General features: G+C 66.9%; 23 protein-coding genes. 9 read left to right on the forward strand and 14 right to left on the reverse strand.

What is annotated here, in order from left to right; translation table 11 throughout:
• Together ACI48D_RS12245 and ACI48D_RS12250 are read left to right on the forward strand one after the other, a co-directional pair.
• Nucleotides 1-678, forward strand: a complete 678-nt coding sequence (locus ACI48D_RS12245; protein ID WP_435571494.1) for a DNA-binding protein — start codon at nucleotides 1-3, stop codon at nucleotides 676-678.
• A 123-nt stretch (nucleotides 679-801) separates the two neighbouring features.
• Nucleotides 802-1,665: a DMT family transporter gene (locus ACI48D_RS12250; RefSeq protein ID WP_435571495.1), complete on the forward strand. Its 864-nt coding sequence runs from the start codon at nucleotides 802-804 to the stop codon at nucleotides 1,663-1,665.
• A gap of 15 nt (nucleotides 1,666-1,680) precedes the next feature.
• Here ACI48D_RS12250 and ACI48D_RS12255 read toward each other — a convergent pair whose 3' ends face one another.
• The 6 genes from ACI48D_RS12255 to ACI48D_RS12280 all read right to left on the reverse strand — a co-directional run bounded on the left by ACI48D_RS12255 (nucleotide 1,681) and on the right by ACI48D_RS12280 (nucleotide 7,335).
• Nucleotides 1,681-2,451 (reverse strand): sulfite exporter TauE/SafE family protein, encoded by a 771-nt coding sequence (locus tag ACI48D_RS12255; protein WP_435571496.1) that lies wholly within the window; start codon nucleotides 2,449-2,451, stop codon nucleotides 1,681-1,683.
• A 75-nt stretch (nucleotides 2,452-2,526) separates the two neighbouring features.
• Nucleotides 2,527-3,900: a multicopper oxidase family protein gene (locus tag ACI48D_RS12260; RefSeq protein WP_435571497.1), complete on the reverse strand. Its 1,374-nt coding sequence runs from the start codon at nucleotides 3,898-3,900 to the stop codon at nucleotides 2,527-2,529.
• Complete coding sequence (locus tag ACI48D_RS12265; protein WP_435571498.1) at nucleotides 3,897-5,297, reverse strand: TolC family protein; 1,401 nt, start codon at nucleotides 5,295-5,297, stop codon at nucleotides 3,897-3,899. Before ACI48D_RS12265 ends, ACI48D_RS12260 begins: the two co-directional genes overlap by 4 nt.
• A complete protein-coding gene (locus ACI48D_RS12270) occupies nucleotides 5,294-5,821 on the reverse strand; it encodes a hypothetical protein (protein ID WP_435571499.1) in 528 nt (175 codons plus the stop codon). The genes ACI48D_RS12265 and ACI48D_RS12270 overlap by 4 nt, the downstream gene beginning before the upstream one ends.
• 62 nt (nucleotides 5,822-5,883) lie before the next feature.
• Nucleotides 5,884-6,306, reverse strand: coding sequence for a hypothetical protein (locus tag ACI48D_RS12275; RefSeq protein ID WP_435571500.1), 423 nt, complete (start codon nucleotides 6,304-6,306; stop codon nucleotides 5,884-5,886).
• Nucleotides 6,307-6,405: 99 nt separating this feature from the next.
• Nucleotides 6,406-7,335 carry a cation diffusion facilitator family transporter gene (locus tag ACI48D_RS12280; protein WP_435571501.1) on the reverse strand — a complete coding sequence of 310 codons (930 nt, stop codon included), beginning with the start codon at nucleotides 7,333-7,335 and terminating at the stop codon, nucleotides 6,406-6,408.
• 95 nt (nucleotides 7,336-7,430) lie between these two features.
• On the opposite strand from ACI48D_RS12280, the gene ACI48D_RS12285 reads away from it, so the two are divergent.
• Nucleotides 7,431-10,109, forward strand: coding sequence for a bifunctional acetate--CoA ligase family protein/GNAT family N-acetyltransferase (locus tag ACI48D_RS12285; RefSeq protein ID WP_435571502.1), 2,679 nt, complete (start codon nucleotides 7,431-7,433; stop codon nucleotides 10,107-10,109).
• A gap of 20 nt (nucleotides 10,110-10,129) precedes the next feature.
• Here ACI48D_RS12285 and ACI48D_RS12290 read toward each other — a convergent pair whose 3' ends face one another.
• Together ACI48D_RS12290 and ACI48D_RS12295 are read right to left on the reverse strand one after the other, a co-directional pair.
• Complete coding sequence (locus tag ACI48D_RS12290) at nucleotides 10,130-10,879, reverse strand: PLDc N-terminal domain-containing protein (RefSeq protein WP_435571503.1); 750 nt, start codon at nucleotides 10,877-10,879, stop codon at nucleotides 10,130-10,132.
• A gap of 43 nt (nucleotides 10,880-10,922) precedes the next feature.
• On the reverse strand, nucleotides 10,923-11,774 hold the full coding sequence (locus ACI48D_RS12295; protein ID WP_435571597.1) for a LysR family transcriptional regulator: 852 nt from the start codon (nucleotides 11,772-11,774) through the stop codon (nucleotides 10,923-10,925).
• A gap of 100 nt (nucleotides 11,775-11,874) precedes the next feature.
• On the opposite strand from ACI48D_RS12295, the gene ACI48D_RS12300 reads away from it, so the two are divergent.
• A complete protein-coding gene (locus tag ACI48D_RS12300) occupies nucleotides 11,875-12,726 on the forward strand; it encodes an alpha/beta fold hydrolase (protein WP_435571504.1) in 852 nt (283 codons plus the stop codon).
• Here ACI48D_RS12300 and ACI48D_RS12305 read toward each other — a convergent pair.
• The 3 genes from ACI48D_RS12305 to ACI48D_RS12315 form a co-directional block, all read right to left on the reverse strand.
• Nucleotides 12,716-13,981: a DEAD/DEAH box helicase gene (locus ACI48D_RS12305; protein WP_435571505.1), complete on the reverse strand. Its 1,266-nt coding sequence runs from the start codon at nucleotides 13,979-13,981 to the stop codon at nucleotides 12,716-12,718. The genes ACI48D_RS12300 and ACI48D_RS12305 overlap by 11 nt on opposite strands.
• A gap of 94 nt (nucleotides 13,982-14,075) precedes the next feature.
• The gene (locus ACI48D_RS12310; RefSeq protein ID WP_435571506.1) at nucleotides 14,076-14,204 is read right to left on the reverse strand and encodes a hypothetical protein; all 129 of its coding nucleotides are present in this window, start codon (nucleotides 14,202-14,204) and stop codon (nucleotides 14,076-14,078) included.
• Between the two features lie 35 nt (nucleotides 14,205-14,239).
• On the reverse strand, nucleotides 14,240-14,914 hold the full coding sequence (locus ACI48D_RS12315; protein ID WP_435571507.1) for a hypothetical protein: 675 nt from the start codon (nucleotides 14,912-14,914) through the stop codon (nucleotides 14,240-14,242).
• A gap of 131 nt (nucleotides 14,915-15,045) precedes the next feature.
• Between ACI48D_RS12315 and ACI48D_RS12320 the strand changes: the two genes are divergently transcribed.
• From ACI48D_RS12320 to ACI48D_RS12330, 3 genes are all read left to right on the forward strand, one after another.
• Nucleotides 15,046-15,579: a hypothetical protein gene (locus ACI48D_RS12320; protein WP_435571508.1), complete on the forward strand. Its 534-nt coding sequence runs from the start codon at nucleotides 15,046-15,048 to the stop codon at nucleotides 15,577-15,579.
• Nucleotides 15,580-15,692: 113 nt separating this feature from the next.
• Nucleotides 15,693-17,156, forward strand: a complete 1,464-nt coding sequence (locus ACI48D_RS12325) for an NAD(P)/FAD-dependent oxidoreductase (protein ID WP_435571509.1) — start codon at nucleotides 15,693-15,695, stop codon at nucleotides 17,154-17,156.
• Nucleotides 17,157-17,316: 160 nt separating this feature from the next.
• Entirely contained in the window at nucleotides 17,317-19,311 is a 1,995-nt protein-coding gene (locus ACI48D_RS12330) for a putative bifunctional diguanylate cyclase/phosphodiesterase (RefSeq protein ID WP_435571510.1), read from the forward strand.
• Here ACI48D_RS12330 and ACI48D_RS12335 read toward each other — a convergent pair.
• Complete coding sequence (locus tag ACI48D_RS12335; RefSeq protein WP_435571511.1) at nucleotides 19,308-20,015, reverse strand: sensor histidine kinase; 708 nt, start codon at nucleotides 20,013-20,015, stop codon at nucleotides 19,308-19,310. The genes ACI48D_RS12330 and ACI48D_RS12335 overlap by 4 nt on opposite strands.
• A 160-nt stretch (nucleotides 20,016-20,175) precedes the next feature.
• Here ACI48D_RS12335 and ACI48D_RS12340 point away from each other — a divergent pair, with 160 nt between their 5' ends.
• Nucleotides 20,176-20,694, forward strand: a complete 519-nt coding sequence (locus ACI48D_RS12340) for a hemerythrin domain-containing protein (RefSeq protein ID WP_435571512.1) — start codon at nucleotides 20,176-20,178, stop codon at nucleotides 20,692-20,694.
• A 21-nt stretch (nucleotides 20,695-20,715) separates the two neighbouring features.
• On the opposite strand, the gene ACI48D_RS12345 is transcribed toward ACI48D_RS12340, so the two are convergent.
• Nucleotides 20,716-22,323: a response regulator gene (locus ACI48D_RS12345; RefSeq protein ID WP_435571513.1), complete on the reverse strand. Its 1,608-nt coding sequence runs from the start codon at nucleotides 22,321-22,323 to the stop codon at nucleotides 20,716-20,718.
• A 262-nt stretch (nucleotides 22,324-22,585) separates the two neighbouring features.
• Here ACI48D_RS12345 and ACI48D_RS12350 point away from each other — a divergent pair, with 262 nt between their 5' ends.
• Entirely contained in the window at nucleotides 22,586-23,032 is a 447-nt protein-coding gene (locus tag ACI48D_RS12350; protein WP_435571514.1) for a hypothetical protein, read from the forward strand.
• Between the two features lie 119 nt (nucleotides 23,033-23,151).
• On the opposite strand, the gene ACI48D_RS12355 is transcribed toward ACI48D_RS12350, so the two are convergent.
• A complete protein-coding gene (locus ACI48D_RS12355; RefSeq protein ID WP_435571515.1) occupies nucleotides 23,152-24,165 on the reverse strand; it encodes a diguanylate cyclase domain-containing protein in 1,014 nt (337 codons plus the stop codon).
• Between the last annotated feature and the right edge of the window lie 67 nt (nucleotides 24,166-24,232).

Below are 24,232 nucleotides of genomic sequence, written 5' to 3' on the forward strand. Positions count from 1 at the left end.
ATGAATTTCGACGACGTAGCGGCAGCAGCCGGCAAGCTGCAGGACGGCGGCATGCCGGTCACCATCGACACGGTGCGCGACGCCCTCGGCGGCGGCTCGGCCAGCGCCATTTCGCGCCACCTGGCGGACTGGCGCGCAGCCAAGGACAAGCCGGCCGAGCCGCCCCGGGCCGAACTGCCGCAGAACCTGGTCGCCGACCTGGCGCGCTGGGCCCAGCAGTTCGCGGAAGAGGCGGGCAGCGGCACTCGCGCAGAACTGGCCCGCCATGAGGAAGAGCTGGAATCGCTGCGCGAAGCCGGCGATGCGCTGGAAGCCGAGCGCAACGCGCTGCAGGCGCAGCGCGACGAGCTGGCCACCGCCCGCGACGACGCCCTGGCCACGCTGGCCGAGCGCGACGAGGAAATCGAGCGCCTGAACGCCGAGCTGCGCAACGCCCGCCAGGTGGCGATGGAAGCCCTGGTCGGCAAGGCCAAGGACCAGCTGGCGATCGAAGGCAAGGACGCCCAGTTGGCCGAGCTGCGCGCCCAGATCGAAAAGAACGTCACGCAGACCGCGGCGCTGTCCGATGCGCGCCTGGCCGCCGAGATGGAACTGGTCGGCGCCAAGACCGCACGCGACAGCCTGGAAGCCGAGAACAAGGACTTGCGCGCGCAGATCGCGGCGCTGCGCAAGCGCTAGGCGGCGATCGCTGTCCATCGCGCAGTCGATCGCCCAGTTCAGCGTTTTCCCAAAGCGTTGCACTTTGTCTAGCTATTCCACCATCCGCGTGGTCTACTGCACGCACGATCGATGGGAAAAGCGATGAATAAAACAGCCAGCGCCTGGATCAATGGATTCATCGGCGTCGTGATTTTCGCGGGTTCGCTGCCGGCCACGCGGGCGGCGGTCATGGACTTCGATCCGGTGTTTCTCACATCCGCCCGCGCCAGCATTGCGGCGCTGTTGGGTGCAGCCATCCTGCTCGGCTTTCGCCAACGCCGCCCGGCGCCGGCCGACATGCCTACATTGGGCGCCGTCACGCTGGGCGTGGTGATCGGCTTTCCGCTGCTGACGGCACTGGCGCTGCGCCATGTGTCGTCCGCCCATTCGATCGTCTTCCTCGGGCTGCTGCCCTTGTGCACGGCGATCTTTGGCGTGCTTCGCGGGGGCGAGCGTCCGAAACCGGCTTTCTGGCTGTTTTCCCTGGCCGGCAGCGCTTTCGTGGTCGGCTATGCCGCCTGCAACGGTATCGAGACCTCCCTGAAGGGCGACGCGCTGATGCTGGCGGCTGTCGTCGTCTGTGGACTCGGTTACGCGGAAGGCGCCCGCCTGTCGCGTCGCCTGGGCGGCTGGCAGGTCATCAGCTGGGCGCTGATCCTGGTGCTGCCCCTCACGCTCACGACCGCCCTGTGGACCATGCCGGCCTCGTTTGCCTTCGTGCGGACATCGGCATGGGGCGGATTGGCCTACGTCTCCTTGTTCAGCATGCTGATCGGCTTCGTGTTCTGGTATCGCGGCCTGGCCCAGGGCGGCATTGCGTCGGTTAGCCAGTTGCAGTTGCTCCAGCCCTTCATCGGGCTGGGTTTTGCGGCCCTGCTGCTGCATGAGACGGTCGATCCGGCCATGCTCGGCGTGACCCTGATGGCGGTTGCCTGCGTGGCCGGGTCGAAAAAGTTCGCTGCCTGATCGGTACCCGCGCCGCTACACGCGGTGCAGCAGTGCCGGCGCATAGGTTTTCACGAAGAAGGCCAGCGTGATGCAGGAGGTAGCAAGCAGGGTGAGGGCGCGGATCGCGCCCGCCGGCGCACGCCGCCCCAGATGCGCGCCACCGTAGCCGCCGACGATGGCGCCCACCAGCATGGCCAGCGTTTCCGGCCAGCGCACCGCGTTGGCCACGACGAAGGCCAGTACCGCCACCGCATTCGCCGCACTGACCAGTAGCGTGCGCGGCGCGTTGAGGTGTTTCAGGTCGCGGCTGTCGAGCAGTCCCCATACGGCGATCATCATGATCCCGACGGCGCCGCCGAAATAGCCGCCATAGACGCCGAGCGCGAACTGTACGGCTAGCACCGCGTACGCGTGGATATGCCAGCGTGCCCGCAATGCCTCGCCGAGGCGTCGTCCGAACGCGAGCGCAAGGGACGCCAGCAGCAGCAGCCAGGGCAGCACGAAGGTGAACGCGGCGGAGGAGGTCCGCAGCAACAGGATGGCGCCGACCAGGCCGCCGCACAGTGTCGTCAGCAGCAGGGCACGCAGCGGCACGGTCCCGACCGACCTCGAGCCGTCGCGATACGCCCAGGCGCTGGCCAGCCCGCCCGGGAACAGCGCGACGGTGCTGGAAGTATTCGCCTGGACCGGAGGCACGCCCGCCGCGATCAGCGCCGGCAGGCTCACGAACGAGCCGCCGCCCGCCAGCGCATTCATCGCCCCAGCCACTATTCCTGCAGTAAAAGTCAGAATCATCGGGTCCATGCACCGATCTTAGTGGCAGGGGCGTCTTGCCCGCAATCCGGCAATTCCGGTACGAGGCTTCGGAAATTCCGAAAGCTAGTGCCCACCGTGGCCGCCGCCGCGCTTGACGGTCGCCACCGGCTCGCCCGGCGCTGCCTGTGTCGCCGGCGCGCGGACCGGCTCCGGCGCCGCCCCGGTCCACTCCCGCGCCACCGTCCCCTGCGGATGCTGGTACCAGCCCGGATCGCGGAACTCGCCGCGCGCCAGGCCTTCGCGCACCTTGATCATCGTGAACATGCCGCCCATCTCGATCTCGCCGAAGGGGCCTTTGCCGTCCATCATCGGCAAGGTGTTCTCCGGCAGCGGGGGGCGCATGCCGCCCATCGAGCCGCCCTTGTCGCCCATGACCATATAGCCCGGCACCAGGTCGTTGATCTTGCCGGCCACGCCGCGGTGGTCGACCCCGATCAGGTTCGGCACGCCGTGGCCCATCGCGTTCATCGTGTGGTGCGATTTATGGCAGTGGAAGGCCCAGTCGCCGGGCGCATCCGCCACGAACTCGATCGCGCGCATCTGGCCCACGCCGATGTCGACCGTGACTTCCGGCCAGCGCGCGGCCTGCGGTATCCAGCCGCCATCGGTGCCGGCGACCTCGAAGCGGTGGCCGTGGATGTGGAAGGGGTGGTTCGTCATCGACAGGTTGCCGATGCGGATGCGCACCCGGTCGTCTTTTCTCACGACCATCGGGTCAGTGCCGGGAAAAGCGCGGCTGTTGATGGTCCAGATATTAAAGTCGAGCATCGTATTCACGTTCGGCGTGTAGCTGCCCGGAGCGATGTCGTAGGCATTCAGCAGGAACACGAAGTCGCGGTCCACCGCATGCTGGCGCGGGTCCTTCGGGTGCGTGACCCAGGACCCCATCATGCCCATGCCGATCTGCGCCGTCTCGTCGGCGTGCGGGTGGTACATGAAGGTGCCGGCGTAGCGCGCCACGAATTCGTACACATAGGTCTTGCCCGGTGCGATCGCCGGCTGGTTCAGGCCCGCCACGCCGTCCATGCCGTTCGGCAGGAACTGTCCGTGCCAGTGGATGCTGGTCGCTTCCGGCAGTTTATTCGTGACGAAGATGCGCACCCGGTCGCCCTCGACCACCTCGATGGTCGGGCCCGGGCTTTGGCCGTTATAGCCCCACAGGTTGGCCTTCATGCCGGGCGCGATCTCGCGCACCACGGGCTCGGCCACCAGGTGGAATTCCTTGACGCCGTCCTTCATGCGCCAGGGGAGGGTCCAGCCGTTCAGCGTGACGACCGGGTTGTAGGGACGGCCGTTCGGCGGGCTAAGGGGCGGCGCGGTGCCGGCCGAGCTTTGCAGCGGGGCTTCGGGGATGGCGGCGGTGCCTGCCTTGCCGACCAACGAGGCGCCGACCATGGCAGCACCGGCGCCGGTGATGAAATTCCTGCGGGATGTCATTCTGCGTGTTCCTCGTGTTCCGTGTGTTCCTGGTTCCGGTGCCGCACCTGTTCTCCACCCAGGCGTAGGCCGAGGGCGGCTTCGAGCTGTGCCGAAGCGCTCCAGAACTCCTTCAATGCCTCGATGTAGGCCGAGACGGCGCCCGCCTGTTCGCGCGAATCCGCCAGCAGGTCGCGGGTCGACAGCAGCATGCCGTTGTAGCGCAGCAGGACTTCGCGCGAGATCCGCTTGCGCAGCGGGATGATGTGGTCGCGGTAGTGCGCGGCCACGTCGTAGGCGGTGCGGTAGCCGAGATAGCTCTCGCGCGCATCGCTGCGCGCCGCGACGGCCGCCTGGGCGACGCGGTTCACGGCCTGCATGTACACGCCTTCCGCGCGCGCCACCCGAGCGCCGCCCCAGTCGAACAGCGGCAGTTCCAGCGTCAGCTGGTAGCCGCGCGCGGTCGGCGCATTGGTCGTGGTCTCGTTCACGAAGCCGAGGTCGAGCACGTTGACGAAACGCGTCGTCTTGGTCAGCCCGAGGTCCGACGCGGTGGCCTGCGCATCCAGCCTGGCCGCCTGCACGTCGAGGCGCTGCTCGATGGCGATGCGCTCCACGTCCGCCGGTTCGGCAGGCGACGGCGGCAGCTCCGGCAGGTGCTCGGGCAAGCTGTATTGCGCGTCCTTGCCCCACAGGCCGAGCAGGCGGGTGAGCTTCTCGCGCGCCGCCACGGCCTGCTTGCCGGCGCGCGCCAGCGCGGCCTGGCTTTCGGCCTGGAACAGCTGTTCGCGGGCCAGGTCGAGCTGGCTCATATTCCCGGCCCTGGCCATGCGTTCGGCCAGTTCGGCGCTGGCTTGCGCCGCGCTGCCCACCTGGCGCGCGTAGTCCAGCGTCTGGTTCGCGGCCACCGCGTCGACCCAGGCGATGCGCGTGTCGCGCGCATGCAGCTCGATCTCGCGCGCGACCTCCAGCTTGACCTGTTCGAAGCGCCGCGCTTCGAGGCGCGCCGCCAGCGGCATGGTCAGCAGGCCGACCAGGTTGGCGGTGAAGGTGCGCTCGATGGCGATGTCGCCGCCGTTCGCCACGTGCTTGTAGCCCAGCACCGGGTTCGGCAGCCGGCCGGCCTGCGCCAGGTCGGCCTGGGCGATGCCGACCTTCCAGTAGCCGGCTTGCAGGCCCGGATTGGCCAGCACGGCGACCTTGACGGCGTCGTCCATGCCGAGCGGCTTTGCCAGCATCGCCTGCACCGACTGCTGCAGTTCGCGTGCAGCGGCATCGTCGCGCGCCAAGCGCGGTTCCGCACCGATGCGCTCGCGGCTGCTAGCGGCGACGCTGCCGAAGCCCCCGTCCGGCGCGACCGCCGCGCAGCCGGCCAGCAGGGCCAGCACGAGCGGCGCGCCAAGCATTCTGACGCTCATGGGCTCTCCTTGCCTTTCTTCATCTTGTCCTTGCAGCAGGACTGGCAGCAGGACATCTTGCCTTCGCCGGCCTTGTCGCCGGCCTTGTCGCCGGACATGCACTGCATGGCCTGGCTGCCGCTGCCGGGCGCGCACATGGCGGGGCCGTCCTTCTTGTCCATGTTCATCCCCATGCCCTGCATGCCATGCATGCCCGCGTGTCCGGCATGCGGATCGGCAGACTGTGCGGGAGGCATCGCGTGCCCGGCATGCGGATCGGCCGCCTGGCCGGCCATCGGCTTCATGGTGAGCGCCATCGAATCGGTGGCGGCGACGGTCTGGTTGCTCGCGACCCAGTTGGCGTCCGGGCTGGTTTCAGGGGCGGGCCCGGCGCCCTTGCCGAGCGCGGACTGGTAGCGGGTGGCCGGTACGGAGGCTTGCGGGTCGGCGGCGGCCTGGATGGCTTGCTGGGCGTAGGCGTGGGTGCCGGCGGCGGCCAGCAGCAGGCACGCGGCGGCGCGTGCCAGATTCAATGGGGTTTTCATGGGTATCCTCGTTGACGATGCGTGATGACAGCCGTCGGCCATGGGGCGACGGCGCGCGGAAATCAGGCGAGGAGGGTGCTGGGAGGTCGTTCGGGCAGGACCGGATCGACGCTCGGCAGGTGGCCGGCGCGGAAGGGAATCGAGGAGGTAGCGGGCGCCGCCAGCGCGAGGGCGGCGGGCAGGCCGGGCGCCATCGCCGCGCCCACGCAGCAGGCTGTGCAGGTGCCGCACTTGCCCTTGGCATGCTGGCCGGCGTGGTTCTCAGGTGCGGAATGCGCAGAATGCGTGGACTTCGCCGCCGCCGCGGCCATCGCCATCTGCTGGTGACAGGGCGGCAACTGCGCCGCCGGCGCCTCCTGCCCCGGCGTGGCCACGTGCGTGATCGCGTGCGCGACGGGCGGCCGCATGCTTGCCGAGGCGAATGCCTGGAAAGGCAGCGCCAGCATCAGGAAGCACACGAGCAGCAGTCGGAGGGTCGGTTTCACGCGGCCATTCTAGCATGCGTCGCGGCCCGATAAGATGGTAGCATTGTGCCAAGCATTGTCATCTCGACGGAGCACACGCGCATGATCTTGTCGGCCCACTCAGCCCATCGCCGAGCGCAGCGCGCCGGATTCGAAATAGATATGCCGGATCGAGGGGTAGAGCGCGGCCACCGTCTTTTCAAGGCGTTCGATGGCCGCTTCGACCTCGTCGATGCGCATGCCGCGCCTGAACTGCACGGAGGCCGTCAGCAGCACCTCGTCCGGCCCCAGTTGCATGCTCTGCAGCTCGGCCACGCAGAGGATCGCGGGATCCTTCTCGAACACGTCACGGACCCTGCGGGTGGCGTCCGCGCCGATGCTTTCGCCGACCAGCAGTCCGCCGGTCTCGCGCGCCAGAGTGAAGGCGGCGCCCACCAGCAAGAGGCCGATCAGCACCGAGGCGGCCGGGTCGAGATACGGGTTGTCGAGGGCATGGCCGAGGACGATGCCGAGGGCGGCGATCGCCAGGCCGAGCAGGGCGGCCGAGTCTTCGATGAAGACCGTGAACACGGACGCGTCCTTGCTGGCACGCATGGTCTGCCACAGCGAGGCCCCCGGTTTCCGGCGTTCGTTGAGAGCCTTGCGCGACACGTTCCAGCTGTAGCCCTCGAACAGCGCCGAGACACCCAGTACGACATAGTTCCAGGTCGGATCCTGCAGGGGTTCGGGATGGCGCAAGGCTTCGTAGCCGTGGTAAATCGAGAGTCCGCCGCCCAGCGAAAACACCGACATGGCCACGATCAGGGCCCAGAAGTACAGCTCCTTGCCGTAGCCGAAGGGATGCTTGGCGTCGGCCGGCTTGACGCTGTTATGCTCGCCGATCAGCAGCAGCAGTTCGTTGCCGGTGTCCACCGCCGAGTGGATGCCTTCGGCCATCATCGCGGCGCTGCCGGTAATGCCGGCAACGATGAATTTGCTGACGGCGATGCCGAGATTGGCAGCGATGGCCGCATAGATCACCTTCAGCGAGCCGCTGGTTTCGGTCGTCATTGTTCGGTTCCGTGGTCTGTTTTCTCTTGGGTCCAGTGTAGCCAATCCGCCAACATCGGCTTGCACGGCTGGGAGCGCGCGGCGAGGGAAGCGGCATGAGCGTCCGCAACCTGCGCCAGCTGTTTGGGCCGAAGTCGGTCGCCCTGGTCGGCGCCACCGAGCGGCCCGGCAGCGTCGGCGCCACCATGCTGCGCAACCTGAGGGAGGGCGGCTTCGCCGGCCAGATCTATCCGGTCAACCCGAAGTACGACAGCATCGCCGGCTTGCGCGCCTGGCCCGACGTCGCCAGCCTGCCCGCGGTACCGGACCTCGCGATCGTCTGCACGCCGCCGCATACCGTGCCCGGCATCGTGCGCGCGCTCGGCGAACTCGGCACCCGCGCGGCGATCGTGATGAGCGCCGGGATTTCCAGCGGGCGCGATGCGCGCGGACGCAGCCTGAAGCAGGCCATGCTCGACGCCGCCAATCCCTACCTGCTGCGCATCCTCGGCCCGAACAGCGCCGGCATGCTGGCGCCGGGCATGGGCCTGAACGCCAGCATCGCCGCCGGCGGCGCCGCGCCGGGCAAGATCGCCTTCGTCTCGGAATCGGGCGCGCTGATGACGGGGGTGCTGGACTGGGCCCGCACGCGCGGGATCGGCTTTTCGCATTTCATCTCGCTGGGCGAATCGGCGGACGTCGATTTCGGCGACGTGCTCGACTACCTGGCCAGCGACGGCGGCACCAGCGCGATCCTGCTGCATGTCGAGAGCCTGCGCTATGCGCGCAAGTTCATGTCGGCGGCGCGCGCGGCGGCACGCAGCAAGCCGACCCTGGTGCTGAAGGCCGGGCGTTCGCTCGAGCTTGCCACGGCCGGCGCCTGCCTGTCGGGCGTGCTGGCGACCCCGGACGACGTCTACGACGCCGCGATCCGGCGCGCCGGCATGCTGCGCGTGTACACCACCGAGCAGCTGTTCGCGGCGGTCGAGACCCTGGCGCGCGCCAAGCCGCTGTACGGCGACCGGCTCGCCATCCTCGGCAACGGCGCCGGCCCGGTGGTGCTGGCCGGCGACGCCCTCCAATATGGCGGCGGGCACCAGGCGCTGCTGCAGGAAGACACGGTGCGGCGCCTGCGCGAACTGGTGCCGGAGTGGCGCGGCGACGGCCCGCTGAACCTGCGCGGTGACGCCCCGCCGGAACGCTACCGTGACGTCGTCGAGGTGCTGCTGCACGACCCGGGCGCGAACGCGGTGCTGATGATCCACGCACCGAACGCGGTGGTCGACCCGGCCGACGTCGCGCGCGCGGTGGCGCCGCTGGCCAGGTCGTCGTCGCGGAATGTGCTGGGCTGCTGGCTGGGCGTGCAGTCGGTGCTGGAAGCGCGGACCATCGCCGCCGCTGCCGGCATGCCGGCCTACCGCACCCCCGAGGACGCGGTCAACGGCTTCCTGCAGATCGTGCATTACCGCGAAAACCAGACCCTCCTGATGCAGGTGCCGGGCTCGGTCGGCGACGGCCAGCCGGACCGCGAGCGCGCGCGCCGGCTGGTGCGCGAGGCGCTGAACAAGGGCAGCTACCTGCTGTCCGATCCCGACACCAAGGCGATCCTGGAAGCCTACGGCATTCCGGTGGTGCCGACCCGCGCCGCCGCCGCACCCGAGGACGCGGTGCGCGCGGCGCGCGAGATCGGCTATCCGGTGGCGGTGAAGATCCTGTCGCCGGACGTGGCGCAGAAGACCGACGTCGGCGGCGTCACGCTGGACCTCGACAGCGATGCGGCGGTGCTGGCGGCGGCCGAGCGCATGCGCCGCCGCCTGGCCGAGCTGCAGCCCGGCGCGCGCCTGGAGGGCTTCATCGTGCAGGCGATGGCGCGCAATCCGGAAGCCCACGAGCTGATTCTAGGTGCCGCCACCGATCCGGTGTTCGGCCCCGTGATCCTGTTCGGCCACGGCGGCATGGCGGTGGAAGCGGCGGACGACCACGCGGTGGCGCTGCCGCCGCTGAACACGGTGCTGGCCCGGGAGCTGGTGGCGCGCACGCGCGTCGCGCGCCTGCTCGAGGGCTACCGCAACCACCCGAAGGCCGACATGGATGCGATCCTGGCGGTGCTGGTGCAGGTCTCGCGCCTGGTGGCCGACGTGCCGGAGATCGTCGAGCTGGACATCAACCCGCTGCTGGCCGACAGTAGCAAAGCCGTGGTGCTGGACGCGCGCATGCGCATCGGCATGGCCGACCGCTCCGGCTCCACGCTCGACCGCCTGGCGATCCGGCCCTATCCGGCCGAGCTCGAAGAGAAGGTGGCCTGGAACGGCGGCACCATCCTGCTGCGCCCGATCCGCCCCGAGGACGGCACGGCCCACGTGGCCTTCTTCGATGCGCTCACGCCCGACGACGTGCGCTACCGGATGTTCGTGCGGGTGCGCGAGCTGCAGCCGGCCCAGCTGGCGCGCTTCACGCAGATCGACTACGACCGCGAGATGGCCTTCATCGCGACCCACCCCGGTCCCGACGGCCAGGACGAGACCCTCGGCGTGGGCCGGGTGGTGGCCGACCCGGACAACGTCAGCGCCGAATTCGCGGTGACGGTGCGTTCCGACCTGAAGGGCAAGGGCCTGGGCCGCATGTTGATGGACAAGCTGATCGCCTACTGCCGCGCGCGCGGCACCCGCGAGATCGTCGGCGAGGCGCTGCCCCAGAACGCGCCGGTGATCGGGCTGGTGAAGAAGCTCGGTTTCACGGTCGGGCCGGTGGACGAGGACGAGGGCGTGCGCAAGTTCTGGCTGACCTTGCGCTGAAGGGGATCCGGTGACGCGCCTCAGCGCGCCTGCGCCCGCGCCGCATCCACGCGCCTGAACAGTTCGCGGTTCAGGGTCCGGGAATGCGCCGGCATGTGCTTGCGGGTGCGCTCGATCTCCTGCAGTTCCGGTTCGGCCACCTGCGGCTTGCCGTTGGCGAGCGCCCAGATGGCCAGTTCGGCGCGCGCTTCAAGGCTGCCGAAACGCTGCGCGGCGGCCGCGAACTGCGCGCCCGCTTCATCCTGGCGCCCGGCCGCGGCGTAGGCCTGGCCCAGCAGGATGCCGACCTGCTCGGGGCGGAAGTTCGGCTGCTCGGCGGCCAGCGCTTCCAGCAGGGCGATGGCGCCGGCGGCATTGCCGCCCGCCAGGCGGGCATGCGCCGCGCCCAGGCGCAGCTCGGCGTCGCGCGCGAAAGGGCCCTGCAGGCAAGCGTCGTACTGCTCGGCGGCTTTTGCGGCCTGGCCGGTTTCGAGCAGGGCGCTCGCCAGGCGCATCTGGTTGTGCGCGGTCGGGGTCAGTTCGAAGGCGCGCTGGGCCTCGCGCACTTCGCGGCCCGGATCCAGGCCGGCCTGCAGCGCGCGGCCGGCCTTTGCCGCCGAATGGTCGAGGCGCATCGAGGGCAGGAACACGGCCACGAAATACACGATGCTGCCAAGCAGGGGGAACAGGAACAGCACGAGCAGCCAGACCATTTCGCGCTGCGTGCGTACCGCGTGCACCGCGAAAAAGATGGCGATGATGATGTGGATTCCGATTCCGAAGAATTGCATGGCGTGAACTGGCTGGATGAACGAGGGCAATAGAATAGCCGATTTAGCGCCGCAGCTCGGACATGATCTTCTCGGCCAGGAAGTCGCACGGCGGCCGTTTCGACTTGGTGCTGCGCGCGAGGATGACTTCCAGCGGGTCGATTTCCGGCAGGCCCTGCGCCTGGCCGAGCAGGCTGAGGTGGCCAGGCACCGCGCAGCGCGCGAGCGGCGCCACCGCCAGCCCCGCCTCGACCATGCTGAGCAGCCCCATCAGGCTTGGGCTCTCGTAGGAGGTCCGGTAGGGAATCTTCGCCCGTTCCAGGCTGCGGATCGCGTTTTCGCGCGCCACGCTGCCCGGCAAGAACACGGCGATCGGCAGCGGGCGCTCTTTCCAGATGTCGAGGGCGCTGGGGTTGGCGGCCCAGACCATCGGCTCGAAGCGGACGAATTCCCCGGACAGGCCTTTTACGCGCGTGGCGCAGACCAGGTCGACCGAGCCGTCCTTGACCATCGGCGCCAGCGCCACGCTGGGCAGCCCGACCACCTGGATCTCGACCTTCGGGTAGGTGGCCGAAAACTTCTTCAGGATCGAGGGCAGCAGGGACGAGGCATAGTCGTCGGGCACGCCGATGACGACGCGTCCGGTGATGTCGGGCCGCACCACCGCGGCCCAGGCTTCGTCGCGCAGGGCCAGCATGCGCCGCGCAAAGCTCAGCAGGACCTCGCCGTCCTGCGTCGGCGTGACGCTGCGCGGCCGGCGCACGAACAGCGGCTTGCCGAGCGCCGTCTCGAGGGTCTTGATCTGCATGCTCACCGCCGATTGCGAGCGGTGCACGACTTCCGCGGCGCGGCTGATGTTGCCGGTATCGGCCACCGCCACGATCATGGTCAGGACGTCGAGGTCGAGTGCATTCATGGACATGGAAAATGTATCAGAAAGATTGATAGGTACGATCAATATTATGCGATTTTCTTAGATTCGTGTGTGGTGCATAGTATTGGAAAGGAGCCCGATCATGAACGCACGAACCGACCTGCAAAACCTTTCAGTGCCCGAGGTGTTTTTCGCCACCGTCCCCTCCGGCATCCGCGTGCCCTACGTGGCCAGCGGTTCCGGCGAGCCGCTGCTGTTCGTGCACGGCTCGCTGTGCGACTACCGCTACTGGAGCGGCCAGACGGCCGTACTGTCGAAGGATTTCCTCTGCGTTTCGGTCAGCCTCAGCCATTACTGGCCGGTCGACGATGGCGCCGATCAGGGAGACTTCGGCTGGAAGGCGCACGTGGCGCAACTCGCCGAGTTCATCGCGGCGATGAACCTCGGTCCGGTCCATCTGGTGGGGCACTCGCGCGGCGGCTGCGTGGCCTTCCACCTGGCGCGCGAGTTTCCAGAGCTGGTGAAGACGCTGACGCTGGCCGATCCGGGCGGCCCGCTGCAGATCGACGGCATGCCGGAAGCGGCAATGCCGCCGGCGATCACGCTCCTGCGCGAGAAAGTCGCCTGCCTGATCGAGGAGGGCGCCATCGAGGCCGGACTGGAAACCTTCGTCGACTCGGTCAGCATGCCCGGCATCTGGCGCAGGAGTACCCCGGGTTTCCGCACCATGGCGACCGACAATGCGAGCACGCTGCCGAAGCAGTTCCGCGATCCCTTGCCCGCCTATACGCGCGCCGCGGCGGGCCAGGTGAAGTGCCCGACCTTGCTGATCGCCGGAGAAAAGAGCCCGCGCATGTACCGCGATAACGTCAACAAGCTGGCGGAGTGGATCGGGCATGTGGACAAGCGATCCATCGCCGGCGCCTCGCACGGGATGACCTTCACGCACGCGGCCGCCTTCAACCGCCTGGTCCACGCTTTCGTCAGCGCCTGAAACGCACGTCTTCCTGCACCACCGGCGCGTCGCCCTTCGCCGGGCCACCGTGTTTCGACTTCTTCGGCTTTTTCGGCTTCTTGACGACCTGCCCGCCGGCGTTCGTCTCCGGCACCCGGTGGTCGGGCGCGAAGCCCGGCTCTTCCTTGCGTTCGAGGGTCTGCCCGGTCAGGGCTTCGATCGCCGCCAGCTGCTGCACCTCGTCGGCGCAGACCAGCGACACCGCCTCGCCCGAGGCGCCGGCACGGCCCGTGCGGCCGCTGCGGTGCACGTAGTCCTCGGCCACGATCGGCAGGTCGACGTTCACCACCACCGGCAGCTCGTCGATGTCGATACCGCGCGCGGCGACGTCGGTGGCTACCAGGATCTTTACTTCGCCGGCCTTGAAGCGCTCCAGCGCGCGCAGGCGCGCCGGCTGCGGCTTGTCGCCGTGGATCGAATCGGCGCTGAATCCCTTCGCGTCGAGCAGCTCGACCAGCTGGTCGACGCCCTTGCGGGTTTTCACGAATACCAGCGCCTGCGGCCAGGCGTGGCGCTTCAGCAGGTGCAGGAACAGTTCCGGCTTGCGCTTCTTGTCGACCGGGACGATCCACTGGCGGATCGCCTTCACCGTCGTGTTGCGCGGGCTGGCGTCGATGCCGACGGGGTCGTGCAGCAGCTTCGTGGCGAGGGCCCGGATCGGATCGGAGAAGGTGGCCGAGAAGAGGAGGGTCTGGCGGCGCTTCGGCAGCAGGGCCAGCAGCTGGTCGATGTCGCGCGAAAAACCCAGGTCCAGCATGCGGTCGGCTTCGTCCAGCACCAGGGCCTGCACCTGGTTGAAGCGCACCGCGTTCTGGCGCTGCAGGTCGAGCAGGCGGCCGGGCGTGGCGACCAGCAGGTCGACGCCCTTGCGCAGGCGCATCATCTGCGGATTGATGCTGACCCCGCCGTAGGCCACCATGGTGCGCAGCGGCAGGCCTTCGCCGTAGGCACGCACGCTCTGGTGCACCTGCTCGGCCAGTTCGCGGGTCGGTACCAGCACCAGGGCGCGCACCGAGTTGCCGGCCACCTGCACGCCATCCGTTGCCAGGCGCTGCAGCAGGGGCAGGGCGAAGCCGGCGGTCTTGCCGGTGCCGGTCTGGGCGGCGGCCATCACGTCGCGTCCGGCCAGCACGGCGGGAATCGCCTGCGACTGCACCGGCGTCGGCGAGGTGTACGAGAGGGAAGAGAGGGTGCGGACGATCTGGTCGATCAGGCCGAGCGAAGCGAACGACATGGGGAGGCGTGGTCCTTGCTGATGAAAAGGCGACAGTGTACCCTGCCGCCGGCGGGGCGGCGGGTTTCGGGCGCCAAGCCGCGGATGCCGCGGCTCAGCGGGCGATGCCGACGGCGGCCGACAGGTCGACGGTCGGCTTGACCGGGTCGCGCCGGTCGTGGCAGGCCACCGCCGTCAGGCAGGCCAGGAGCACCAGGCTCCAGCGCAGTGGATGATTTCGCATGATTGCCTCCGTGCGAAGTATCCTACCACCAGAAATCAGAAGCGGTAGTTCAGGCTGGCGCGTGCCACCGGATAGAATTTGAAGCCGCTGATGTCGTCCGTCAGGCGCAGGCGTTCCGCGGCCACGTCCTTGACCAGGGTGTCGCAGACCTCTTTCGAGACCGTGCAGCCATAGCTGCCCAGCTTGACGTTCGGATTGCCCTGGAAGAAGGCGCCGAGGTCGGCGTTGAAGCTCCAATGGCTCCGGTTGTCGTTTGCCAGCGCATTGCCCCAGCCGATGCCGAGGTAGGGAGCAGCTTTGCGATAGTCGATACGGCCCTTCAGGATGCCGACGTCGGCCGCGGTGTAGGTGTTACCGTTCAGGACAAGCTTGCCAAGCTGATTGGGCTGGGCGGTGGCGTCGAAGCGGTTGCCGTTGTAGACCAGGCCGCCCGTCAGGTGGAACAGGCTGCCGTCGCGCACATACCAGTCGAACAACACGTCGAGGGTCCGCAGCTTGCCCTTGATCGCATAGTCGACCCCGTTGGTGCTGCGGTCGAAGTCGTGGTTGAGCATGTTGGCGCCGAAGCGGCCGTTCAGGTTCGATTCCATCGGGATGACCAGGTGGAAACCGGCGCCGGTGGTGCCGAGATCGGCGGTGATGCCGACTTGCGCCTGGGCGGCGCCGGCCAGGAGGAGGGCGCTTGCCAGGCTTGCGGATTTCAGGAACATCAATTCTGCTTTCAAGGTATGGAAGGGGAAGCAGGCATTCTATCGGTAACGGATGTAAGTATGTGTTGCAACGTACAGAACGCAACATTTCGTTTGGTAAACTAGCCACATTCTTATACGGAGAGAAACGCATGAAATCCCTCATCTTCGGTGTGGCGCTGTGCGCCGCCGCTTTCCCGGCCCTGGCCCAGACCAATGTCAGCATCAGCGTCGGACAGCCGGGCTTTTATGGACGCGTCGACATCGGGGACTTCGCGCCGCAGCCCGTACTGTATGCGCCCCAGCCGGTGATCGTGCGCCAGGTGCCGCACTACGTGGCCGAGCCGGTCTACCTGCGCGTGCCGCCGGGCCACCGCAAGCACTGGTCCAAGTTCTGCGGCCGCTACGATGCCTGCGGCCGTCCGGTCCTGTTCGTGCGTGACGAGTGGTACACCAACACCTACGTGCCGCGCTACCGCGAGCATTTCCATGAAGGTCGCCGCCCGGAGGTGCGCGTGGTCGAACGCGTCGAATACCGTGACCGCGACCGTGGCTACGACCGTGGCTACGAGCGCGGCCATGGCCACGACGATGACCGCGGCTGGGAGGAGCGCGGCCACGGCGGCGGCCATGGCAACGGCCATGGCAACGGTCACGGCAACGGCCACGGCCGCGGTCACGACTGAGCAGCGGCGCCTGCCGCGGCAGCAGCTTTTCCGCCCTCGTAGTAAACTGCCCTTGTTAGCCCGACAAGCCGCCGGCCCCGGCGGCGCCGGGTGCTATACCGACGGAGGCAGACTTGCATAGCGAGATCGTGATCGTAGGAGGCGGTGCGGGCGGGCTGGAGCTGGCCTGCAAACTGGGGCGCAAGCTGGGCCCCTCCAAGGTGATGCTGGTGGATAGCCGGCTGTATCACATCTGGAAGCCCTCGCTGCACGAGGTGGCGGCCGGCACCCTGGACATCCACCAGGAGGGCCTGTCCTACCAGATGCTGGCCCACGACCGCGGCTTTACCTTCGTCTACGGCGCCATGACGGGGCTCGACCCCGCCGCCAGGGCCATCAGCGTCGGCCCGGTCAGCGCCGCCAGCGACGGCGAAGAGATCTTCCCGGCGCGCTCCATCTCGTATCGCTCCCTGGTGATTGCCGTCGGCAGCACCTCCAATTATTTCGGCGTGCCCGGCGCGCGCGAACACACGATTTCCCTGAACGCCACCGAAGACGCCGAGCGCTTCCGCCTGCGCCTGCTGCGCCTGCTCGCCCAAGCCGCCGAGGCCAAGGGGGAGGGCACATCGAATCCGGGCGTGGCGGTCGCCAAGGCGGTCGGCGCCGGCAGCTTCGAGTCCGGCGTGGTCGCCGCCGACGCACCCCGGAGCGGCGCACAGACGGCCAGCGCCGCCGCCACCCTGACCGCCAACGACACCGCGGTGACGGACACCGGCCTGGCGCCCCCCGGGCGCAGTGGCCTGGACATCGTGATCATCGGCGGCGGCGCCACCGGCGTCGAGCTGGCCGCGGAGCTGCGCGAAGCGTCCGGCGCCTATGCCGCCTATGGCTTCAACCGCCTGCAGGTCCAGCGCGACGTCCGCATCACGCTGCTGGAAGGGGCGCCGCGGATCCTGGCGCCGCTGCCCGAAAAGGTCTCGGCCTCGGCCGCGCGCCTGCTCGACGAGCGCGCGATCCGCGTGGTCCCCAACTGCCGGGTGACGCGGATCGAGCGGCACCGGGTCACCGACCAGGAAGGCCACGTCTATCCGTCCGACATCTGCGTATGGGCGGCGGGGATCCGCGCGCCGGAATTCCTGGCCTCGCTGGGCCTGCCGACCAACAAGGGTGGTGCGATCGAGGTCGACAGCCATCTGCGGGTCAAGGGCGTGGAAGGCGTGTATGCGCTGGGCGACTGCGCCGCCTGCACGGACGGCGACGGCAAGCCGGTCCCGCCACGCGCCCAGGCCGCGCACCAGCAGGCCGAGTACCTGCTGAAGACCTTCATGAACATGGCCTCGGGCCAGGCGCCGCAGACGAACCCCTATGTCTACAAGGATTACGGCTCGCTGGTCTCGATCGGCCACCAGACCACGGTCGGCAGCCTGATGGGTTCCTTGCGCTCGACCTGGTTCGTCGAGGGCTTCATGGCCCGCATGATGTATCTGAGCCTGCACTTGATGCACCACCAGGCGATCCTGGGCGCGATGCGGACCGGGGTGCTGGCTGTGGCGCGCTTCCTGATCCGCAGGACGACGCCGATCGTCAAGCTGCACTGAGAGCGCCGCCCGTTCGAACTGAGGAGTTGAATTCGGCAAATTTGTCATCACCACGACGTTTCGTGTCGCCGAATTCAAGCGCGCTGCGGCGGTGTCTCACTTTCGCAGCAGATTACTCAAATTAAATTGTTTCCTGAACACATGGCTTACTATATTACACTTGGCGAAATTTATTTGCCGTGTAGAAATAATAATAACGGAGCCTGTTCCGATGCCAGTGTTGCAGTCTTTTTACGACCTGATCTTCAGCCGTGACGCGAAAATCAGGCGGATGCTCAACTATTGGGCAATCACGGCGCTGCTATACCTGATCTGCGTAAGCCTGCTCCTGACTGAAGTTGCCGTACGAGCGGCACCGGTGCTACCGGCGGTTTGGCTGAGCGCCAGTATCCTGCTCGGTTCTGTCGTCTTCTACTGTCTGATTCGCCGCAGCGCTTTCCTCAAGCTGAGCCCATCTCAGCTTGCGACCGGGCAAGGAATACATGCGATCATCTGCATTATCGCTGCTTACGCAATCGCGTTTGCTGTCCGCGGCGCCGCCCTGACGCTATTGCAGGTAGTGCTGGTGTTCTGTGCGTTCGCGCTGGAGCCTCGCCGCTCGCACCAGATCAGCGCCTTCGCCGTCCTTTTACTGGGAGCAACGATGGCTTGGTGTTTTCGCCGCGACCCCGTGCACTATCCGGTCGACGTTGAAATCGTCCACTTCGTGCTGGCCTCCAGCATGATGGTAGCGGTGGTATTCCTGACGAGCCAGTTCAACTGGATGCGCAAGCGCCTGAAGCACCAGAAGGCGACACTGGAACAGCAAAAGAACGAGTTGAGCGTAGCGTTGTCGCAACTGCAGGGGATCGCGATGCGCGACGATCTGACGGGCCTGCCGAACCGCCGCTACATGCGCGAAGTGCTGAGCGACGAAGAAAAGCGGCATCGTAACGGTGCCGGCAGCCTGTCGCTGGCGCTATTGGACATCGACCATTTCAAGCTGATCAACGACACCTACGGCCATGCGGCCGGCGATGACGTCCTGCGCGGCTTCGCCCGGCAAATTCGGAGCCTGCTGCGTGGCGACGACGTGCTGGCACGCTGGGGTGGCGAAGAATTCCTGCTGCTGTTGCCGAATACCGAACAGGACGCCGCCTTCCTGGCGCTCGAGCGCCTGAAGCATCATCTGGCCGCGATTCCGGTCGAGGGCTTCGAATCCGGCTTGAAGGTCGGCTTTTCCTCCGGCCTGGCGGTGATGGGTCACGGCGAAACCATCGTCGACACGATCCGCCGGGCAGACAAGGCGATGTTCCGCGCCAAATCCCTGGGCCGCAACCGGAACTGCATGTACGACCCCGACATGGAGGCAGGCGTCATGGCACGCGAACAGTTGAAAGCGGCCCTGGCGTACGGCATCCAGGCCGGTCAACTGGTGCTGCATTACCAGCCGCAGGTGCTGGCCGACGGTCAGGTCACCGGCGCTGAAGCCCTGGTGCGCTGGCATCATCCGGAACGGGGATTGATCTACCCTAGCGAATTCATTTCGCTGGCGGAGGAAAGCGACTTGATCATCGCGCTCGGCCAGTGGGTGCTGAAGGCGGCGTGCACGCAATTGGCGGCCTGGTCGCTGCAGCCGGCCTGCGCCGACCTGTCGCTCGCGGTGAACGTCAGCGCCAGGCAATTACGCCACGCCGACTTCGTGCCCCATGCGCTGGGCGTGCTGCAGGCCACCGGCATCGATCCGGCCAGGCTCAAGATGGAACTGACCGAAAGTGTGCTGGTCGAGAACGTCGAGGTGGCGGTCGACGCCATGAACGCCTTGCGCAAGGTCGGCGTGCGCTTTTCACTGGACGATTTCGGCACCGGCTATTCCTCGTTGTCGTACCTCAAGCAGCTGCCGCTGGACCAGATCAAGATCGACCGCGCCTTCGTCAGCGACATCGTGGCCGACAACAAGGAAGGCATCATCGCGCGTGCCATCATCGGTCTGTCGCATAGCCTGGGGTGCAACGTGCTTGCCGAAGGTGTGGAAACGGACGTGCAGCGCGACTTCCTGGACCGTAACGGCTGCCACGATTTTCAAGGATATTTGTTCGGCAAACCGGTGCCGATCGAGCTGTTCGAGGTTAATTTCTGCCCGCAGCCCCTCGTGGCTGAGCTGGGGACGCTCTAAGCCTGCTTCGGCAGGATCATCGTCAACGCAGTTCCGCCCTCCGGCCCGGGGCCGAGGGTCACGCTGCCGCCCAGCAGCCGCGCCCGTTCGCGCAGCAGGCGCAGGCCGTGGCAGCTCAGCGAATTGCCCGCATCCTCGCCCGCGCCGATGCCGTTGTCGCGCACCGTCAGCATCGCCTGTTCGCCGTCATCGTCCAGGATCACGTCGACTTCGGTGGCCTGGGCGTGGGCGGCGGCGTTGCGCAGGCCTTCCTCGGCGCAGCGCAGCAGGGTCACGCCTTGGGCGCGCGAATATTCCGGTTCGTCGTCGGGCAGGCTGGCACGCGCCTTGATGCCGTGTTCGCGACCCCATTCCACCACCAGTTCGGCGATCGCAGCCTTCGGACCGAGAAACTCGAGTTTGTCGTTCCACAGCGTGAGCTGCATCTTGCGGTTGGTTTCGATGATGTTGTTGAGCAGCTGCTTCATCTGGGCGGCACGGTCGCGCTGCGGCTGTTCCTTCAGGTGCGAGGACAGCAAACCCAGGTGCATGGTGAGCGCCGTCATCGACGAGCCGAGGCTGTCGTGCAGGCGGCGCGCCAGCTGGCGCCGCTCCTCGTCCCAGCAAGCGGTGAGGTGCCCGAGCAGTTCGGTGAGTTCCGCGGCGCGCTCGGCCGGGTCCTCATCCTGCGTGGGTGAAAGTGGTTGGGGTGCCGAAGCTTTCATTGAAGCAACCAATTAATGTTTCCCAAAATGATACAACAGCTTGGCCTGCAGCGTCGCGCAGGAAAGGCGAGTGTGTGTTTCCGTACAGTCGGCAGGGGCGGCTTTGCCCCAAGCTGGCGCAACCGGCTGTACCGCAGCCTCCAATCACGAGGGGAACACCATGAGCAATAAAGCGAACGCCACCACGAATTCCGCATCGAAAAACGCCGCCATCCATGCCGGCAATATCAATGGCCAGGACGCCATCGCCCTGCTGGTCGCCGACCACCGCGAAGTGTCGGAGATGTTCAAGCAGTTCGAGGAACTGAGCGACCGCGCCAAGGCCAGCAAGCAGAAGCTGACCGACAAGATCTGCAAGTCCCTGATCGCCCACACCCAGATCGAGGAAGAAATCTTCTACCCGGCGGTGCGCGAGCAGATCAAGGATTCGGACGACATGGTCGACGAAGCCGTGGTCGAGCACCAGGCCGCGAAAGACCTGATCAAGCAGCTGCAGGAAATGGATCCGGACGAAGACCTGTACGACGCGAAGGTCAAGGTGCTCGGCGAGGAAGTCGAGCACCACGTCAAGGAAGAAGAAGAGGAAATGTTCAAGCAGGCCAGGAAGAGCGGCCTCGACCTGATGGCGCTGGGCCAGGAAATGGCACAACGCAAACAGGAAATCCTGTCGACCCTGTAATCCCTCGCCTCAGCCGGCGTCTCAGGCGTCGGCCGGTTCGGCCAGCTGCGACAGCAGGGTCGCCAGGTCGACCGGCTTGACCATGTGCAGGTCGAAGCCGGCCTCCAGCACGCGGCGCTGGTCTTCGGCCAGGCCGTAGCCGGTCAGGGCGATCAGGCGGATGCCGCGGGTGGCCGCATCCTTGCGGAGGCGGCGCGCCACTTCATAGCCGTCGATGCCGGGCAAGCCGATATCGACCAGGGCCACGCCGGGCCGCTCGGAGGCGGCCAGCTCCACGCCTTCCAGGCCGTCGCGCGCCTGGATCACGGCATATCCGTAGGAACCCAGCATGGTCGCCATCATCTCGCGGCCATCGTCATTGTCTTCGATCAGCAGCACGGTCGGCTTGCCGTCCGCGCTGACGGCGCTCGCCGGCGCATCCACCGCCACGGCGGCTTCCGCGCGCGGCAGGCGGATCTCGAAGGTGGAACCATTGCCGCTGCCTGCGCTGGTGGCGCTGACGCTGCCGCCGTGCAGCTCGACCAGGCGGCGCACCAGCGACAGGCCGATGCCTAGGCCACCCTGCGAGCGGTCGATCGAGATCGAGCCCTGCACGAACACGTCGAATACATGCGGTATCAGGTCGGGCGGGATGCCGACCCCGGAATCGCGCACGATCAGCACCACGTCATCGCCCGCCGTGTCGATGGCGATCTCGATCTCGCCGCCGCTCGGCGTGTATTTCAGCGCGTTGTCGATCAGGTTGGTGGCGATCTGCTCAAGGCGGGTCGGGTCGCCGTCGACCCAGCCGGGGCCGGTCCGCGAGTTCAGCTGGTAGCCGGCGGTGCGGCCGGTGGCGCGGAAAGTGTCCAGGCAGCCCGCCACCAGCGGGCCGAGGTCGAGGCGCTTCTTCGACAGCAGGATCTTGCCGGACATCGCGCGCGACAGGTCGAGCAGGTCGTCGACGATGCGCGACAGGTGCTGGGTCTGGCGCTGGATGATCAGGCGTGCGCGCCCGACCGATTCGACGCCCGCGCTCGGCAAGCCGAGCAGGGACGAGGCGCTGCTGATGGCCGACAGCGGGTTGCGCAGCTCATGGCCCAGCATCGCCAGGAATTCGTCTTTCGCGCTGCTCTTGCGCTCGGCCGCGCGCCGTTCTTCCATCTCGCATACCAGGCGCTTGTTGGTGGCGGTCAGCTCGGTGGTGCGCTGCGACAGCTTTTCGGCCTGGCGCTTGAGCTGCTCGTTCTTCATGGCCAGCGCCACGAACACCTGCACCTTGGCGCGCAGCACTTGCGGGATCACCGGGGTGAACAGGAAGTCGGCGGCGCCGCGCTGGTAAGCCTTCAGGCGGTCGATCTCGTCGGCCAGGAAGGCAGTAACGAAGATGATCGGGATGTCGGCCGAGCGCGGCCGCTGGTGGATTGCTTCGGCGGTCTCGAAACCGTCCATGCCGGGCATGTTGACGTCGAGGAGGATGACGGCGAAGTCGTGGCGCAACACCTGGCGTAGCGCGTCCTGCCCCGAGCGGGCCGACAGGACGTCGTAATTGCTTTCCTCGGCCCATTGTTCGAGCAGGCTGGTCAGCGCCAGCAAACTGGCGGGATCGTCGTTGACGACGAGGATCTTAGGTTTTTCAGTGTTCGGCACGGCGGTCACGCTGGCGTCATTGCATTGTATTCACAAACCTTGCAAGGATAGCAGAGCATGCTCCATTGCAAAATGAATCTGGAAGAATTGTTGCAATCAGTCATGATAACACGGCCCAGGTACAGACAAAAAGTCAATCGTGCGCAGCCCCGCACCACGGTTCGCTGCCGCACATACGCATCGCAAAGGGGTGTGCGATAGTAGAAACGTGTCTGTTTCAACCGTGTCAATGGAAGACAGGCGCCAACTTGAAAGGACAGACATGAATATTCAAATCATCGTAAATGATACGCATCACGATAAATGCTTCCGCGAACTGGTCAACCAGCCGGTCACGGCCCTGCGCGGCATGACCAAGCAGCAGGCCGACGCCTTGCGCGATGCGTTCGGCATCAATACCGTCGGCGAATTGGCCGACCTGAAGGCCGTCAAATGGGCTCGCGCGATCCGCACCATGGCCGCGGCCGAATCCGAGCCGAGCGCCAATGTTGCCAAGGAAGCCCTGATCGACGACGCCGTCGAGATGACCTTCCCGGCCAGCGATCCGGTATCGATCCAATCGAGCATCACCCGCATCGAAGTGGCGCCCGAGAAGGTCGACGCGAGCACCGATCACCAGGGCGCCGCGGCCATCGAGGCGCATAACCAGGAAGCCATCGGCTGCCACGCACTGGGGCAGGGCGGCGACAAGACGGCCGGCGCGGCCTGATTGTTCGGGGGTTGAGCTGCGGGCGCAGCCGGAAACGGCTGCGCCTGTTTGCATTGGCGATACGTCGTTCGCGCGCAGGCGGGAACGACGTGCGAACGCCCGCGGCCGCAATGTGCGTATCAGCGATGCTGCGCCAGCTCCGGCGCCGAGGCGGGCGCCGGTGCCGGTGTGGCCGGCTTGACCGCCTGGGCCGCCTGGCGTGCCGCGCTGCCGTTGGCGCAGAAGCGGTTCTTGCCGGCGCGCTTGGCTTCGTACAAGGCGTAGTCGGCGATGCTGATCAGGTCGGTGACGTTCTCGGCGTCGTCCGGATACATGCTGATGCCGATGCTGGTCGACAGTTGCAGGGTCAGGTCATTGATGAAGAAGGGCTCGGACAGGGCCTCGACCAGCTTGGCCGCCGGTCCCTGGGCGTCTCCCAGGCTGTGGATGTCGCCCAGCAGGACGATGAATTCGTCACCGCCCAGGCGCGCCACCGTGTCTTCCTTGCGCGAATTCGACAGCAGGCGCTGCGACACCATCTTCAGGATCTCGTCGCCGTAGGCGTGGCCGTAGGTGTCGTTGATCGCCTTGAAGCCGTCCAGGTCGAGGTACATCACCGCCGCCTTGTGGTGGTTGCGGTTGGCGTGCTGCAGCGCGGTCTCGATGCGGTCTTCCAGCAGGCGCCGGTTGGGCAGGCCGGTGAGGGCGTCGTGCAGCGCCAGTTCCTGCTGGGCGCGGCTGTACTGGGCCAGCTCCTTGTAGAGCAGGCGCACTTCGAGCATGTTATGGATGCGCTTGTGCACTTCCAGCAGGTCGAAGGGTTTGCTGATGAAGTCGCGCGCGCCGGCTTCGAGCGCCGCGATCTTGAAGCTGGGCTGGGCCGTCAGCGCGAGTACCGGCAGATAGCCGCCTTGTTCAATTTCCTTCAGGCCCTTCATGACTTGAAAACCGTTCAGGCCCGGCATTTGCAGGTCGAGCAGGATCAGGTCGTAGTTGTGTTCGCGATGCAAGGGGCATACCTGCTCCGGCAGCATCGTGGAGCTGACATCGCTGTAGCCTTCCTCGCGCAATATCTCTTCCATCAATTCGATATTGTCGGGGGAATCGTCTACAACCAGTATCTTTGCGTTCAGGATGTCTTGGCGGCTGGGCATGCGTACTCTCGTCAAATCAAGGGCTGACGGCCGGGCAGGATTGACCCCGGACCCACCTTCAGCACAA

The sequence above is a fragment of the Massilia sp. LXY-6 genome (assembly GCF_051233485.1).
Classification (GTDB): Bacteria; Pseudomonadota; Gammaproteobacteria; order Burkholderiales; family Burkholderiaceae_D; genus Telluria.

Coding starts and splice junctions, on each gene's coding strand:
- ACI48D_RS12245 (WP_435571494.1), top strand. CDS start 1: ATGAATTTCGACGACGTAGCGGCAGCAGCCGGCAAGCTGCAGGACGGC.
- ACI48D_RS12250 (WP_435571495.1), top strand. CDS start 802: ATGAATAAAACAGCCAGCGCCTGGATCAATGGATTCATCGGCGTCGTG.
- ACI48D_RS12255 (WP_435571496.1), bottom strand. CDS start 2,451: ATGGACCCGATGATTCTGACTTTTACTGCAGGAATAGTGGCTGGGGCG.
- ACI48D_RS12260 (WP_435571497.1), bottom strand. CDS start 3,900: ATGACATCCCGCAGGAATTTCATCACCGGCGCCGGTGCTGCCATGGTC.
- ACI48D_RS12265 (WP_435571498.1), bottom strand. CDS start 5,297: ATGAGCGTCAGAATGCTTGGCGCGCCGCTCGTGCTGGCCCTGCTGGCC.
- ACI48D_RS12270 (WP_435571499.1), bottom strand. CDS start 5,821: ATGAAAACCCCATTGAATCTGGCACGCGCCGCCGCGTGCCTGCTGCTG.
- ACI48D_RS12280 (WP_435571501.1), bottom strand. CDS start 7,335: ATGACGACCGAAACCAGCGGCTCGCTGAAGGTGATCTATGCGGCCATC.
- ACI48D_RS12285 (WP_435571502.1), top strand. CDS start 7,431: ATGAGCGTCCGCAACCTGCGCCAGCTGTTTGGGCCGAAGTCGGTCGCC.
- ACI48D_RS12290 (WP_435571503.1), bottom strand. CDS start 10,879: ATGCAATTCTTCGGAATCGGAATCCACATCATCATCGCCATCTTTTTC.
- ACI48D_RS12295 (WP_435571597.1), bottom strand. CDS start 11,774: ATGAATGCACTCGACCTCGACGTCCTGACCATGATCGTGGCGGTGGCC.
- ACI48D_RS12300 (WP_435571504.1), top strand. CDS start 11,875: ATGAACGCACGAACCGACCTGCAAAACCTTTCAGTGCCCGAGGTGTTT.
- ACI48D_RS12305 (WP_435571505.1), bottom strand. CDS start 13,981: ATGTCGTTCGCTTCGCTCGGCCTGATCGACCAGATCGTCCGCACCCTC.
- ACI48D_RS12310 (WP_435571506.1), bottom strand. CDS start 14,204: ATGCGAAATCATCCACTGCGCTGGAGCCTGGTGCTCCTGGCCTGCCTG.
- ACI48D_RS12315 (WP_435571507.1), bottom strand. CDS start 14,914: ATGTTCCTGAAATCCGCAAGCCTGGCAAGCGCCCTCCTCCTGGCCGGC.
- ACI48D_RS12320 (WP_435571508.1), top strand. CDS start 15,046: ATGAAATCCCTCATCTTCGGTGTGGCGCTGTGCGCCGCCGCTTTCCCG.
- ACI48D_RS12335 (WP_435571511.1), bottom strand. CDS start 20,015: ATGAAAGCTTCGGCACCCCAACCACTTTCACCCACGCAGGATGAGGAC.
- ACI48D_RS12340 (WP_435571512.1), top strand. CDS start 20,176: ATGAGCAATAAAGCGAACGCCACCACGAATTCCGCATCGAAAAACGCC.
- ACI48D_RS12350 (WP_435571514.1), top strand. CDS start 22,586: ATGAATATTCAAATCATCGTAAATGATACGCATCACGATAAATGCTTC.
- ACI48D_RS12355 (WP_435571515.1), bottom strand. CDS start 24,165: ATGCCCAGCCGCCAAGACATCCTGAACGCAAAGATACTGGTTGTAGAC.